The sequence below is a fragment of the Providencia sp. PROV175 genome (assembly GCF_032707045.1).
Classification (GTDB): domain Bacteria; phylum Pseudomonadota; class Gammaproteobacteria; order Enterobacterales; family Enterobacteriaceae; genus Providencia; species Providencia hangzhouensis.
The window spans coordinates 3,748,687-3,764,447 of record NZ_CP120533.1; the positions used below are offsets into that span (position 1 = coordinate 3,748,687).

The 15,761-nt window shown below is 37.6% G+C and carries 13 protein-coding genes; 5 read left to right on the forward strand and 8 right to left on the reverse strand.

The window, feature by feature from the left end:
* The first annotated feature begins 22 nt into the window (after positions 1 to 22).
* The 3 genes from prmA (at position 23) to fis (ending at position 2,512) form a co-directional block, all read left to right on the forward strand.
* Complete coding sequence (prmA, locus tag P3L44_RS17095) at positions 23 to 907, forward strand: 50S ribosomal protein L11 methyltransferase (protein ID WP_272661641.1); 885 nt, start codon at positions 23 to 25, stop codon at positions 905 to 907.
* Between the two features lie 317 nt (positions 908 to 1,224).
* Complete coding sequence (gene dusB / locus P3L44_RS17100) at positions 1,225 to 2,208, forward strand: tRNA dihydrouridine synthase DusB (RefSeq protein ID WP_004258432.1); 984 nt, start codon at positions 1,225 to 1,227, stop codon at positions 2,206 to 2,208.
* 7 nt (positions 2,209 to 2,215) lie between these two features.
* The gene (gene fis, locus P3L44_RS17105) at positions 2,216 to 2,512 is read left to right on the forward strand and encodes a DNA-binding transcriptional regulator Fis (protein ID WP_004258438.1); all 297 of its coding nucleotides are present in this window, start codon (positions 2,216 to 2,218) and stop codon (positions 2,510 to 2,512) included.
* A gap of 79 nt (positions 2,513 to 2,591) precedes the next feature.
* Here the strand turns inward: fis and P3L44_RS17110 are convergent, their stop codons facing one another.
* Positions 2,592 to 4,148 carry a methyl-accepting chemotaxis protein gene (locus P3L44_RS17110; RefSeq protein WP_272661581.1) on the reverse strand — a complete coding sequence of 519 codons (1,557 nt, stop codon included), beginning with the start codon at positions 4,146 to 4,148 and terminating at the stop codon, positions 2,592 to 2,594.
* A gap of 469 nt (positions 4,149 to 4,617) precedes the next feature.
* On the opposite strand from P3L44_RS17110, the gene P3L44_RS17115 reads away from it, so the two are divergent.
* Both P3L44_RS17115 and P3L44_RS17120 read left to right on the forward strand, forming a co-directional pair.
* Positions 4,618 to 6,753, forward strand: coding sequence for a TonB-dependent receptor (locus tag P3L44_RS17115; protein WP_272661580.1), 2,136 nt, complete (start codon positions 4,618 to 4,620; stop codon positions 6,751 to 6,753).
* A 20-nt stretch (positions 6,754 to 6,773) separates the two neighbouring features.
* On the forward strand, positions 6,774 to 7,739 hold the full coding sequence (locus P3L44_RS17120) for an energy transducer TonB (RefSeq protein WP_140171472.1): 966 nt from the start codon (positions 6,774 to 6,776) through the stop codon (positions 7,737 to 7,739).
* A 91-nt stretch (positions 7,740 to 7,830) separates the two neighbouring features.
* On the opposite strand, the gene P3L44_RS17125 is transcribed toward P3L44_RS17120, so the two are convergent.
* From P3L44_RS17125 to P3L44_RS17155, 7 genes are all read right to left on the reverse strand, one after another.
* The gene (locus tag P3L44_RS17125) at positions 7,831 to 9,078 is read right to left on the reverse strand and encodes an aromatic amino acid transporter (RefSeq protein WP_036958033.1); all 1,248 of its coding nucleotides are present in this window, start codon (positions 9,076 to 9,078) and stop codon (positions 7,831 to 7,833) included.
* 63 nt (positions 9,079 to 9,141) lie between these two features.
* Complete coding sequence (locus P3L44_RS17130; protein WP_004908186.1) at positions 9,142 to 10,545, reverse strand: tryptophanase; 1,404 nt, start codon at positions 10,543 to 10,545, stop codon at positions 9,142 to 9,144.
* Between the two features lie 532 nt (positions 10,546 to 11,077).
* Positions 11,078 to 11,734 (reverse strand): DUF799 domain-containing protein, encoded by a 657-nt coding sequence (locus tag P3L44_RS17135; RefSeq protein WP_272661579.1) that lies wholly within the window; start codon positions 11,732 to 11,734, stop codon positions 11,078 to 11,080.
* The gene (locus tag P3L44_RS17140; RefSeq protein WP_094961483.1) at positions 11,731 to 12,084 is read right to left on the reverse strand and encodes a DUF4810 domain-containing protein; all 354 of its coding nucleotides are present in this window, start codon (positions 12,082 to 12,084) and stop codon (positions 11,731 to 11,733) included. Before P3L44_RS17140 ends, P3L44_RS17135 begins: the two co-directional genes overlap by 4 nt.
* Positions 12,085 to 12,093: 9 nt before the next feature.
* Positions 12,094 to 12,768, reverse strand: a complete 675-nt coding sequence (locus P3L44_RS17145) for a CsgG/HfaB family protein (protein WP_094961482.1) — start codon at positions 12,766 to 12,768, stop codon at positions 12,094 to 12,096.
* A gap of 515 nt (positions 12,769 to 13,283) precedes the next feature.
* The gene (locus P3L44_RS17150; RefSeq protein WP_140171469.1) at positions 13,284 to 14,414 is read right to left on the reverse strand and encodes a hypothetical protein; all 1,131 of its coding nucleotides are present in this window, start codon (positions 14,412 to 14,414) and stop codon (positions 13,284 to 13,286) included.
* On the reverse strand, positions 14,411 to 15,664 hold the full coding sequence (locus P3L44_RS17155; protein WP_272661578.1) for a hypothetical protein: 1,254 nt from the start codon (positions 15,662 to 15,664) through the stop codon (positions 14,411 to 14,413). Before P3L44_RS17155 ends, P3L44_RS17150 begins: the two co-directional genes overlap by 4 nt.
* Positions 15,665 to 15,761 lie beyond the last annotated feature (97 nt).

Consider the following 15,761-nt stretch of genomic DNA (forward strand, 5'->3'; position numbering starts at 1 on the left):
GCATTTTAGAAGAGAAAAAACAATGCCTTGGATACAAATCAAAATAAACTCAACCGCAAAAGATGCCGAAGCCCTTGGCGATGAGTTAATCGAAAGCGGTGCGGTGTCTGTCACCTTTCAAGACAGCCACGATACTCCTGTTTTTGAGCCGCTTCCGGGGGAAACGCGCCTTTGGGGTGACACCGATGTTATCGGTCTATATGACGCAGAAACCGACATGAAATTTGTCGTCGCTCAACTAGAAAATAGCCCGATATTGAGTCCAGGTTTTATCCATAAAATCGAACAATTAGAAGACAAAGATTGGGAAAGAGAATGGATGGATAGCTTTCATCCGATGCGCTTTGGGGAACGCTTGTGGATCTGCCCAAGTTGGCGCGATGTGCCCGATCCAACGGCAGTCAATGTAATGTTAGATCCTGGCCTCGCTTTTGGTACTGGCACACATCCAACCACCTCATTGTGCCTGCAATGGTTAGATGGCCTTGATCTAGAAGGTAAAACTGTGATCGATTTTGGTTGCGGATCTGGGATTTTAGCGATCGCCGCATTAAAATTAGGTGCCGCTCATGCGATCGGGATCGACATCGACCCTCAAGCTATCACTGCAAGCCGCGATAATGCGCAACGTAACGGTGTTTCAGAGCGTTTATCCCTATACCTACCAAAAGACCAGCCTAATGACTTACAAGCTGATGTCGTGGTTGCTAACATCCTTGCAGGCCCATTGCGTGAGCTCGCCCCTATGATTAGCGTGCTACCCCGCCCAGGTGGGTTATTAGGTCTTTCTGGCGTGCTCGCCACTCAAGCAGAAGGAGTGGCTGACGCTTATCGTTCAACTTTTGAAATCGACCCTGTTGCTGAAAAAGAAGAATGGTGCAGGATTACGGGTGTCAAGCATTTTTAATGAGTTTTTTTATTAAAATTAGAGAATAATTTCTTTGAAAACAACGCCAGAATAGATTATCTTATAGCTCAAATATTGCTCAATAGCTGGCGATAATCTGTTCTGCACGAGATTTGAACAGCACAACAGTTATTTTAATAAATCGTTATAATATCTAATTAACTATTTGTTAAATATAACTAATTTTATAATTGCAGAGATGCAAGATAAAAAAATTAGTGATAAATAACCGTTTGCTCAAAGTTTGTCCTTTCATATCTCGTAAAAAATGCGTAATATACGCGCCCTTGCAGTCACAGTATGGCCCCCATTTAGTTATGCGAATCGGACAATATCAGTTGAGAAACTGTCTTATTGCTGCCCCCATGGCAGGCATTACAGATAAACCGTTTAGGTCGCTCTGTTATGACATGGGTGCTGGAATGACAGTATCAGAGATGCTTTCTTCTAATCCTCAAGTTTGGAAGACCGACAAATCTAGACTCAGAATGGTTCATCGCGATGAACTTGGGGTTCGTTCCGTGCAAATAGCTGGCAATGATCCCGATGAAATGGCTGCCGCGGCTCAAATCAACGTTGAGAGTGGCGCTCAAATCATCGATATCAACATGGGCTGTCCAGCTAAAAAAGTGAATCGTAAGCTTGCAGGCTCTGCACTACTACGCTATCCAGACATCGTTAAATCGATTCTTGAAGGTGTCGTCAAAGCAGTGGATGTGCCTGTCACCCTTAAGATCCGCACAGGCTGGTCACCTGAAGAGCGAAACTGCATAGAGATTGCCAAATTGGCCGAAGATTGCGGCATTCAAGCTCTCACTATTCATGGCAGAACTAGAGCCTGTCTGTTTAATGGGGAAGCTGAATATGACAATATTCGGGCAGTTAAGCAGACTGTTACCATTCCGGTTATTGCCAATGGCGACATTACTGACCCGCTAAAAGCCAGAGCTGTTTTAGACTACACAGGGGCGGATGCCTTGATGGTAGGCAGAGCGGCTCAGGGAAGACCCTGGATCTTCCGGGAAATCCAGCATTATCTGGACACAGGTGAAATATTGCCACCAATGCCAATGGCAGAGGTAAAGCGTATTATGCTAGCGCATGTACAGGAATTGCACGACTTTTACGGTCAAGGCAAAGGAGCCCGTATAGCGCGCAAACATGTTTCTTGGTACTTAAAAGAACATGCACCTGATGACCAGTTTCGGCGCTCATTCAACACCATTGAGGATGCCAGCGAACAGCTGGAGGTGTTGGAAGCATTTTTTGAAAATTTTTGCGTAAATAAAGATAAGAGCTGACAGAACTATGTTCGAACAACGCGTAAATTCTGACGTACTAACCGTTGCTACTGTAAATTCACAAGATCAAGTAACTCAAAAACCGTTACGTGACTCAGTTAAGCAAGCACTGAAGAACTATTTTGCTCAATTAAATAATCAAGATGTTAATGATTTATATGAGCTGGTATTGGCTGAAGTAGAACAGCCTTTGTTGGACATGGTTATGCAATATACCCGTGGAAACCAGACCCGTGCAGCCCTGATGATGGGTATCAACCGCGGCACTCTGCGTAAGAAACTGAAAAAATACGGCATGAACTAATCCTAGTCGGTTAATGCAGTGTTTTTGTGAGCCCTCACTGTTATGCAGTGAGGGCTTTTTATTTGCAAAAAATAATGTGCTAGACCGTTTGTGTGGATAAATTAAACTGCTGAACCGCTTGTTGTAATTCTTGCGTTTGCCCCGCTAATGAACTAGCTGCAGTTGCCACTTGTTCAACTAAAGAGGCATTTTGCTGTGTAACGCCGTCCATCTGTGTAATCGCGACTCCAACTTGGGCTATTCCTTTGCTCTGCTCTTCTGAAGCCACGGTGATTTGCTCCATAATTGCTGTTACCTCATTAATTCCCTGTAAGATATTCTCCATCGTTTTTCCCATTTCATTCACCAAACCCGTTCCTTTCTGAACGCAAGCTCCTGAATCGGCAATTAGTCGTTCAATTTCCATCGCGGCTTCCGCACTGTGGCTCGCTAACTTGCGCACTTCCGCAGCGACTACCATAAAACCGCGTCCATGCACACCAGCACGAGCCGCTTCGATAGACGCATTGAGCGCTAAGATATTCGTTTGAAAACTAATATCGTTAATCATGTTGATAATATCTGCTATTTTTTGTGAGCTTTGGGAGATTTCAGTCATGGTCACGACAACAGAATCAACAATGCTATTCCCTTTATTAGCGACCACGAACGCTTCGCCTACTAATTGATTAGCTTGGTGTGTGTTTTCCATATTCAGTTGAACTGCTGCTGTAATTTCCTCCATACTCGCTGCCGTCTCTTCTAACGCAGCGGCCTGCTCTTCGGTTCGAGATGAAAGGTCGCTATTACCGTTTGAAATTTCACTTGCCCCCAAATAAATATTGTCACTTCCTTGTCGGATTGTATTGACCGATTCACTTAAATCTTTTCTCATCCCTTCAAGTATTGGAAATAATTTTCCTACACAGCTGTTTCCGAATGGCTGTACAGGATGGCTTAAATCCCCTTTCGCAATTTGAGTAAAATGTTGCCTCAGTAGCCCTAATGGTTTTTGCATCATCTCTGCCATATAGCGATCCGTAAAAATGAGCATGAAGATCCCTAATATTGCAGTGACGATCATGACCACTTGTGTAATATCTATCACGCTATCAACATTCTGCCGAGTATGGCTGATCAATTCATCAGCCGTCTGATTAAATTGCTGAATTGAAGCGCCAAAAGCTCGGCTTAATGCAGGTGTTACATTATGGGCATGCGCTAAATATTTGTCCGAATCGTTGTCCATACTCAATGCGAGTTGAGGCGTGACGCCATCATCTAGCAGTGATTGCCAATTATTGATCACCAAATCTGATACTTCAGGATCCATCGGTCCAGGAGAAATCGACTTCATTTGCTCTAAATATTTCCCCATATTGGACATCGCTTCTTTTACAGGGGCATAATCCACATCTTTCCCTTGGCTTTTACTTTCCATGACTCGAGTTAGTCGTGTGACAAAACGAAAATACTGATCATTTCCTTGACTAAGGACGGTCATTTGTTGCACCAATTGCCTATCAATATCATTTCCATCAGCAATGCGTGATAATGACCAACCACTGTATACATTCGTTCCCCCCAAGATCAGACACAAAATACTTAATAATACGAAGACCACAGTGCGAATTGAGTAATTTCGAAGTTTCTGCATAGAATTTCTCTTTTGGTGGGATAATCTGACAATATTTAACTTTATCGGCGCTATAGAAAAATATTTTAATCCCTAGATTTGATTAACCAGCACTCGATATAGGTAAAAACACTTACATTTCAAGAGGTTACTATTTGATTTTGGGAATCAGAGAAAATTAAAAATTTGAAATTAATTTGAGTAATTTGAAGTAGATCGCTAAATGAGAGCATCCAACCTGAGTAAATGTCCCCCTATCTCTATTTTCACACCTAACCTCGCGTAAAAGTTACTATCCACTCAGTAAGATATACCGCCTAAGTCAACAATTTATTTCCACTTAAATCAAATAATTAGCCATATTATAAATTGTTTTAAATTAATTGATCTTGAAATCAATAACAATATAATAAGATTGATTATCATTTGCATTATCATTACAAAAGGCAAGCCTACTCCAATGAAAAACATTTCCTCCGTTGGAAACAATATGGTTAAATTTAAGCCAAATTTTATTTGTTTCATTATTTTATCAACACTTTCTTTTACGACTCATGCAACCAATAAAGAGCTTGAATCATCACAGCTTCAAGAAGCTGCTGATGCAATTGAGCTACAAGATAGCTATGCACGACCTGACTATGTTGAAATTGAACGTTTACGAGATACCAAGCAAATTATTGTTATTTCAAAAGAAGATATTCAAGGCAAAGGAAACCGCACAATCTCTGATGTGCTTAAATCTGTTCCTGGTATTAGTGTCGATACCTCTGGGCAGGGCAACATAGACTTGCGGGGGCAAGGGGCTGAAACCTCACAACGTAACCTACAAGTGTTACTCGATGGGGCTCCAATTACCACATTAGCAAATCACCCTTATACCACTAACTACGATATTATTCCCGTTGAACAACTTGAGCGTATTGAAATCATTCCCGGTGGCGGAAGCGTTATTTACGGCTCAGGGACTGCAGGTGGAGTCATTAATATAACGTCAAACCTGAGAAGTATGGCTAATCCCAAAACAAGTGTTTTATCTGAATGGAACTCAGAAGGATATCGCTTAAATGCTAATTTGGGAGCTCAGGTGAGTGATTCCTTTTCAATTTTAGGTACTGCCAGTAAACTAAACCGTGATCTTTACTATAAAGATACCTACCGTAATTCAGAATATTATTCACTAGGCGGTAGATGGGATCTGACTCCAGATCAAAGCCTCATGTTGAGAGGAAGTCATCTCACTGAAAGTTCTCAGTACGTAAAAACGCTCACATCACGTAATATCAAAAAGTATGGTAAAGACTACGTTCCACCAGACAAAACCGTCACTGTCGGTATTGATGAGAATGGTAAACTAATTAAAAAAACGATCAGTGGTTATTTGATCGGTGACCGCGAAGTCGATAGCTATAATTTAAGTTACCAAAATGCATTTACGGAAAAACTCAATTTTGCTACAGATGTTTTCTACACTGATGGTTTTTATACTAATAATGCCAACTGGGAACAAAAAGTTAATCAAAAAAGCCACGGAACAAAAATCAAATTAGATATCGGCTATCTCGATGATAGCAATCTACTTTTTGGCATAGATTATGCCAAACAAAAGGCTTCTATTCATTATATTGGGAGCTATAAAAAAGATAGTAAAGGCCGATATTATGGGGTTCCTCATAATTTTGATTATGATAAAACAACAAAGGCAATTTATGCCCTTAACAGTCTTAAATCAGATCAATTTGTATTTACCCAAGGGTTGAGACGTGAATTGTCGGAATGGTCATTTGATAAAAGTGGCACAGTAAATGGGTCTGGCACTTCAGACCGTTGGAATACGGCAGCTGAACTTTCTCTTGCTTACCTTTATCGCGATACTGGCCGAATTTATGGGCGATATGAACGAGGCTACACCCTTCCCGATGGCTTGCAAATCAGCGACCAATCTGTCGTTAATGGTGAGAAAATTTATACTCCGACTAAGGCAGAAGATGAGAAATATGACTTATTTGAGATCGGTTTAAGAGATAAATTAGCATTTAGTACTGTCAATATCACATTCTGGACATCTAATACGAATAACCAGCTAAATCGTATTTATCTCACTAGTGTCAATGATGCGAAGACAATGAATTTGTTGAAAACTCGCCGTTGGGGAGCCGATGTTGACTTCCAACAAACGCTCGGTAATTTCACCTTCCAAGAATCATATTCATGGCTCAGAGGACGTTCTGATTATAACAATCATGGCCGCCAGTTTTTGGAAGAAAACGGCAAAAATACCATTGATTACACGAAAAGTGGTTTAACTAAAGTGCCAGAGCACTCCGTTAAACTAAAAGTAAAATACGATTTTACCGATGATTTATCGGGAGACATTCAGTATACCTATTATGGTTCGTACAATAATTTCCTTTCTGATGCCAATAAAGAAGAAGATGGCGTAGTTAAATCACGTGAACTCATTGACCTCAGTGTTCGTTACGCGCCGATTGAACACATCGAATTATATGGCGGGGTCACTAACTTAATGAACAAAACTTACTACGACTATGTTACCGCAGGTTATGGCTCATTAATTCCTGGAAATGAGCGCTCATTTTTTGCAGGCATTAAAGCTACCTATTGATTAAAACAGGAAATGTTTCAGTGACTATTCGTTATAAACTTGCTTTAGCACTGTCACTCGTTATCCATATTATTGCCATTATGTTTATCGCCCTACAAACAGGTAGGGCGATACCTATAGTCGAGGGTATGGAAACGATAACTCTATCTCTAGGGGGACAAATGGGCTCCTCAGAGGGCACAGGAGAGCAGAGCAATAAAAAACAAGTGCAATCACATGAAGTTATATCAGAATCCCCTTCAAGGGCTGAAGCTGCTTCCCAACAGAAGCAGATGAGCAAGTCTCAAGCTAATGAAAGTAAAATACCTTCAAAAACTCAACTTAAAAATTCATTGATTCCTGTGAATATTCCCGTTGATAACACGGTTGAATCGCCTTTACTCACACAAAAAACAAAAGAAAAAACAAAACCGGAAATCAGTCAGTCCGTACAAGGGAAAAAGCCAAAAGAACAAAGTAAGCTACTGAACAATAACACTAAAAATAACACAGAAAATCAACTTATTACCAATAAGATAAGCCATGAAACGCAGCAAGGCTCACAAGAAGCAGCTAAAGAAATACCACTCCATTCAACTGCTGAAAATCAATCTTCCACAAGCCCATCAGCTTCAGAAAGTGGTCAAAGTGGTAAAGGGAATAATAGATTATCTGGTAATAGCCAATTTGCTGCTAATGGTGATGGCAGCTATACCGCACTCGGTTCGAGTGGTATTTCCTATACAATTTTACAGGATGCGGCTCCTAGGTATCCGAAAGAGGCTCGTTCCTTAGGCTATACAAAAGTTGTTAAAGTGCAAATTCGGTTATTAGTTGGATTAGATGGTCAAATTGAATCCGTTGAAATACTAAATAACAAAATTCCTGATTTAGGTTTTAGAGAAGAAGCGGTTAAAGCAATTAAAAAAATGGCCTTTAAACCCATTATTTATCAAGGTCAAAATATTAAAATGTACTTTAAAAAAACCGTTATATTTCAATATTAGCCTACAATCCGCCATATCGTTGGATAGAAAAAAGGTACAACGAACCCTCACTGTACCTTTTCAGTTATTTTACAGCTTGTATTTTGAAAAATTAACGGTATATCGGTAACAAATTAAACTGCGCTAACAATTGGCAAATAATGCCGACTACTCCAAAGGCGATAACGGCATAGATTAACCCTTTTCCGCCCCACACTTTGAATCTCGAATCAGGAAAACGCTCTCTTACCTTTAATGCCATAACTGCAGGGCAAATAATCGCCCAGATACATGCAGCCATACCTGCATATGCTATTGCGATTAAAAAACCATTTGGGAATAACATGCAAAGAATAAGAGGAGGCAAGAAGCATAATAATGCAGATTTCATTCTACCTGATGGATTGTCCTTAAAATTCAACGAAGCAAGAATGTAATCAAATAACCCAATTGCAACACCTAAGAATGAACAAAATACAGCACTAATAGAGAACCACAGTAAGAATGTCGCAATATTTTTGCTATTCAGTACCGCATATAGTGATTCAATAAAAGCATCTAAATTACCACCTTTATTAATTATTGTTAAAAACTCTGCCCGCGGCAGATTTCCCATTGTCCCCATGATCCAGAGAAAATAGAGCACCAATGCCAATACACAACCGATAACACAACTTTTAACGACCTTTCTTTCATTCTCATGATACAGCTTATACAAGCTACAAACATTCCCATGATAACCAAAAGAAGTAATTGCATAAGGAATAATAATAAAAACAAAAGGTAATAACGCTGTTTGTCCTCCTTCAACGGGGGAAGTTAATAGTAAATCTGTTTTTACGATAAAAAATAAACCAGAGAAAGCTAAAATAAACAGAATTATTTTAATGAATAAAAATAATGATGTTAGACGACTTGCCCCTACGCCACTCCACCAGATGCTCGCACCTAGAATTAATGTAAAAATAATAAATATTAATCTTAAATTAATATTGTATCCGTAAATGGCGGCAGCTTCTTTAATAACTGAACCTGCTGCTGATATATAGGCATAAATTAGTATGTAGAGTACAAATATTAATGCCATATTTGCAATATAGCATGCCCATCTGGGTAATAATTCTTTAGAGATAAAAAAGTAATTCGTTCCTGCTCCATATTTCGATATACATTCTAAAATATAAATCCCTGAATGAAACATAAAAAAGCAAACAACTAACAAGATAACTACAGAGTTAATAAACCAAGCTCCAGCCATAATAGTAGGCAAGCTAAACATCCCCGCCCCAATCATGGCACCGCCTAGCACAAAGCCCCCTACCATTATGGAGGGTTCTTTTTTGGCTGCCGAATTATTCATGGTGTTTACCTTAAGAATAAGGATGAGGTTCCCGCATTGCACGGGAACCATACGAGCGACCTATTATTTAATTGGTTTTAATCTAGCAGTAAAGTGTCTTAATACTGGCGGTTCATATTCAAAATCCAGCCCTTTAAGGGTTGCAAATTTATCTTTTAAACCAATCAGAGCATCTGCAATGTAATCCATATGGTCATTGGTATAAACACGTCTTGCAATGGTTAACCGCATAAACTCCATATCTGCGTGTTTTTGCTTACCAGTTTCAGGATCACGCCCTAATAAAAATGAACCAATTTCAACCGCACGGACACCTGATTCTAAATAAAGTGCGTTAATCACCGCTTGCGCAGGGAACTGATCACCAGGAATATGAGGAACCAGCTTTTTACAATCGACAAATACGGCATGTCCCCCTGTAGGATATTGAATTGAAATTCCACCTTCACGTAAGCGGTCACCTAAATATTTAACTTGGCCAATACGATAATGTAGATATTCTTCTCCAGCCCCTTCTTCAAGACCTTGTACCATTGCAGCCATATCACGACCCGCTAAACCGCCATAGGTCACGAAGCCTTCCATTGGTACACAGCGTTGTCTTGCCAACGTAAAGATTTTCTCGTCATTTTTAATACAAACCAACCCACCAATATTTAATAATGGGTCTTTTTTCGCTGACATCGTTAATGCATCAGCATATTTATACATATCAAGAATAATTTCTTTAATAGTCGAGTTTTTATATTTAGGGTCGCGCTCTTTAATAAAATACGCATTTTCACAGAAACGTGCAGAATCCATGACAACAAAGATATTATGCTGTTTAGCTATTTCATAAACTTCTTTCAAATTCGCCATTGATACTGGCTGACCGCCTGCACTATTACAAGTTACAGTAGATACAATTGCGACTACGTTTTCTGCACCATGCTCAGCAATATTATCTTTTAATTTTTGGATATCAAAATTGCCTTTCCAGTCATCGTAAGTATCCGAGTCATAGGCTTTTTCGGTAACAATATTAATTGCTTTACAACCGTTTAATTCAACATGAGCTGCTGTTGTATCAAAGTGGAAATTAGAAATAAAGACCGGTTTTTTAGCTCCACCTTGTTCCTGTTTTACTTTTAATAAAACAGGGAATAACATATTTTCAGCACCACGACCTTGGTGAGCAGGAATGACATAATCATAGTCAAACATCTCTTTCACTTTATCTTTTAAATCATAATAGTTACGAGATCCTGCATATGCCTCATCACCGGTGATCATTGCTGCCCATTGGTGGTCACTCATCGCATTGGTGCCTGAGTCAGTTAATAAATCAATATAAACTGCACTACTTGGTAATAAGAATGGGTTATATCCCGCTTCTTTTAACGCCGCTTCACGTTCTTCTCTTGATGGAATACGGATATTTTCTACCATTTTAATACGGAATGGTTCTACAATTCTTTTAGCCATGATAATACCTTTAATTTTTCATTAAATAATAAATATTAGAGATCTAACCTATAGTTAAATAAGTTAAAAAAATTTTAAGAAAGGAAAAGAGAAAGGTTATTTGTTTGGAAAGAAGAAGGCTAAAGAAATATCAATATTGAACCATTTCTTCATATAGAAGAAATACCTTGATATAAGTGATTCGTTTAACAAGAACATACTATGACTCCTATCAACGAGGAATTAGTACAACCGACTATTATTATATATATAACAGTTGGGTTACCAAAGTAATCGCTATTGTCATAATATTGTACCTATATCACACTATTAGTGAGATAGACTAGAACAACTTGATTCAAGTCACAGTATTAACCCATATATTAAATAAGAGTTTAATATTATTATTTTTAGTTTAATCATCCCAATTAAAAAACGTATAAACAATGTAAAACGATAATTAAATAAGTTAATTTCACTTAAATAACATTTAACTTAAATAAAATGGGCGAAATATTTTATTCTATTTTGCCCATTATTCAATAATTAATAATTACTGAGCATCTTTACCATATTTAGGCGATCTAGGCCCATATAAGATACCATTAGGCTTACCTGCAGATAATAACCTGGCACTTGTTATACCTGCAATTGCATAGCTTTTATCTGTCATTGTATCTACGATTTGGTTAACAACAGCAGATACTAACGCCCCAATAATACCATTTGACGAGGAATTATTTTCAGCACTCGATGCAGTCGCTGAGCCACTCCATAATAACGTTCCTGTTCTAGCGTCAACCAATTTCGCATCCGCAGTGACACGAGTATCACTAGAAATAACCTGATAACTTGTACCGTATTCAGTGATATTCAAGTAAAGTACGGCATCATTACCAAAAATTTCGCGCAATTTTGCAGGTGGAATAGCTTGAATGTCACCTGCATTTGTCATCCCATTTTGCTTAAATGTTTCCTCAACAACAGCAACAGGGAAAACATAGTAGCCAGCCTCAGCTAAAGGAAGAGTCGCTTGTGATAATAAACCATGACTTGCTTGTACTTCTGGTGAACTGTTTTGTGGTAATAGCACCAGAATACTTTTAGGCTTACTTTGATTAAATGCCGTGTAATCAACTTTAGTTGGCTGAGCACATCCCGTTAATAACCATGTCATCACCAATCCGCAGACTATAAGTAAATGTTTCATTTTACTTTTCCTTTATTTTTCATGAGAAAATCCATGTAAGCCGCAGATTCTGGATACAATGCTTTTTCCGCAGTAAATTCTTGCATTGCAAGATCAACCGCTCCAGTTGTTGAATACAATAACCCTAAATGCGCATGCAACCCTGGCGGAGTTGCTAAACCTTTTGCTTTGCTCATTTCCAAATTCTTTTTCAAAGCTTGAATTTGTTCTTGAGGGCCAGTTTCTGTTTGTTGGTAATATTGGTAGACCGTTGTTTGATAACCATCCCAGTTATATAGTGGTTTGGGTTCATTAGCGCAGCCATTTAATAAAATTACGCCGGCTACCATAGCCAATAATTTAATTTTCATCGTATTTCCTTATTTAGCTGGCTGCCATGCACCACTTTCTATACCAGAAACTAAGTTATTTACCGCTTCCCTAATTGCTAAATCTAATACTTTACCATTCAATGTTGAGTCATAACTGGCAGTGCCACCAAAACCAATCACTTCTCTATTTGATAATTCATATTCACCAGCACCTTGTGAAGAAAAGACCACTTCAGATGTTTGAACATTAACAACGTTTAAATTGACTTTGGCATACGCTACTTGTGATTTACCACGACCTAAAATACCGAATAACTGGCGATCCCCAACTTCTTTTCGTCCAAATTCAGTAACATCACCAGTAATTACATAAGTTGCACCTTTTAACTGTTGCGACTGACCTTTAATACCAGCTTCTTCTTTAAGTTCTTGCATATTTGCACGGTCTAATACATTAAAACGACCCGTTTGCTGTAAATGTGTCATCAAAATGGTTTTAGATTGATTACCTAAACGATCAACCCCATCAGAGAAAATGCCATTCATATAACTAGAACGATTATCAAATTTCCCTATTGATATTGGGCTTTTTGGGCCTGAATATTGAGTATTATATGTCGCAACTTTTTCTACGGCTAAAGAACGAGAAGATTCTTTAGCACAACCACTTAATAATGCACTTGCAATAAGAATAGATGCAATGCTGATTTTGGATATATTCATTTAGCTATCTCAATTAAAATAAAATTAGAATTAGAGTTAATTTTGCATTGCTATTTTGCATTAAATGAAAAGTAGGGTCTAGTCAATCTTACTTATTTTTTATCTGACATTTAGTTTGTTTTTTAATGACTGCAATACTCATAAAGTAACCAAGGTTTACTAATATTTAATCAAATGGTTGATTAAATATTAATACATCTATAAAGAATAATTAGCTAGTAATCTTTAATGATGATATTGAATATCATCATCTATAGTTAATACTATATATTATTAACTATATTTCTTTTATTTTTATTGTATATTTCTAATTATACAACTTACTTCCATATAATGAGTTAAAATCGTTTAATTTTTATCTATTTTTAGTCTATTATTAAAACGTACTCTTCCTCTCATTAAACTGCAAGCTATACCTATTTTAGTATTAGCTTAACCTTTAAATAACAATAACAAAAAAGATAGGGAAAACCCTATCCTTATTGAATGAGAACACACTAAATCATCTTTACGCATCAATGCAATGATTGATAAGAAACTTGTGCTCCTTTAGTCAGCGCACTTTCATTTGAATAAGTACTTTCTATTTCAATCAAGGATTGGTCCGCCATATTGTATATTTTGTTATACAAAGGAAACTGAGGACGATAACGGATCTCTTTCGTGGCAAAATCCATCATTAAATATTGTTGCGAACCTCTAACTATATTCGAAACAATTAAACCTTGATTGCCGACTTCTAAGCTGTTCATGTGGTTATAACCGCTTTCTGCCATCACCTCAAAATTACCATTAGTATGAAATTGCATCAAAGAAAATAAGCGACGTGAGGGCTCTTGAGCAACCACAAAAATATCACCATTACGATTTTGTGCTGATTCATTGATCCTGACAGGCAGCCATTTACTGCTAATAACCTGTTTTGTTGGGATATCCATAATAACTTCTAATGATCCCATTTGGTTGCCATAGCTATACCACATCACTATTTTATCTCGATATGTTGCATAAGAAAAATTTGAATTTCCTTCAATTTCTTCAGGATATAATGACTTGGCTAAATCACGAACATTCATAAAATGTTCCCATGTCATTCCTTTATCAGCGCTGATAAAAATATTTTCATTATCCGCAACAACATAGAAAGGAGAGCTTTTAGATAAGTAGATTTTTCCCATAATCAACGTTGAAAATAGCTTGCCAGTTTTTTTACTCCAAGGTGTAAATTCACTCACTGAAAAATCAGTTAAGTTAATTTTTTGATAGCCATCACTGAACATCATTAAACATTGTTTTCTTTCACAGACTGCATTATAAAAACTTTGATCGCTATAAGTAATAAAATGCACGCCATTATTATCTGCAAATAAAATCTGGTTATCATATTCACTTGAAGGCATATAAGTATTATAAGACGAGTAATAATAATTAGAGCGGCCACTTTTTTGAGCTATAACTAACATCCCATTTTCTGCTGGAAATGTTGTTGCAAAATCATAACTACCAATCGGGAAGCTATTTTCATTGTGGTTTTTCCACTGCCAATCAACCGTACCAGTACGAATAAAAATAATAAAAGTGAAAGCGAAGCTTAATACAAACACCAAAGCCAAAAAGAGAAAACGTTTACTCAGAAATGGGTTCATGAACGCACCTCCGTCACATAATCCGTTTGGCCATTCTTACGACGTAGATGCTTCAAAATATATTGCGCTTGATAATACCCATTTCCACGCTGAGATAATTTAAAATATATCGCCACGCACAAAGCAATAAGAAAACTGATACCGAATAAAATCGTTACTGCGAAACTGATAAATAGCACACCTGTATCCACAATATTAACCCAGTCCCAATAATCCCAATATCCACCTTTCTCTAGGGTTTCAGAAATTGATAACCCTCCGGCCATAAAGACAAAGAACATTAAAAGTAAGCAAATGCCCCCCCACAGCCCGAAATAAAAACCTCGTTCTTGAGGAGCCCCCTTACCAATCAAACTATAGGCAAGCCCGTCTTGGTGATTGTAAATACCAAAAATGACCTGCTCTTTTGAATGCGCTTGGATATTTTTATGAAAAACTTCAAGCTCATCACCTTGAGCAATAAATAGATTGTGGTTGTTGAATAAGGGTTCATTTGCTGAAATTAGAACATCCATATGGCTTTTATTAATCTGCAAACCAACATGATTGAGCTTTTGTTCTTCATCCCCCGTAGCAACTGTTAAGCTGAGGGTTGATGTAATATTAACCTTCCCACGGGTGACGAGTAATGACGCTTTATCACGATAGTTATCTGCTGATTTACGTAATTTATTGGCTTTATTTTTTAAGCTTTTAATTCCTAAAATTTCAATTTGTTGCTCTTGTTCACTCTTTTGATATTGCCCATCAATAACTAAATCCAACGCTTTTAAAATTGATTTTCGTTTTGGACTTAAAATATGCTTAGTCTCGGCCAGTGCAAGAGCAAACAAAACTATTCCACCAAAGGCAGCACAACCTAAAAGTGAGACTAAGATAATCATTAAGAAGCTATCATCTGCATTAATAAAACAGTAATACACTGCAGGTATCAGGGCCATTAAGGCTAACGAAATTAAATACTGTTTTCCTAGTGAGCGATTAAAACTAATGGTTCTATCTGGCTCAAGTCGACCATGCTTTTCATGGTAAACCCACTCAGCCCAATAACTGCCATCATTCATCTCTTCTGCACAAATAACCAAGGTATCGCCTTGTTGTAAGCGTTCTAAAAAAATTTCACTATTTGAAAAATCACCTTGATTAAAGAAAAATACTTTTTGGGAGGCAATCAATCTTACCATTCCCATTGGGCTGACATTTTGATAGTCACATTGAGTAAGACTGACATGGAAATATTGAACTCGCATGAATAAATGCCTATTTCGCTAAGTAAATTTAACATTATGATAATAAATAAAGGTATATAGCCCTAGTAAAACTTACCTTATAATTAAATAATTCAGA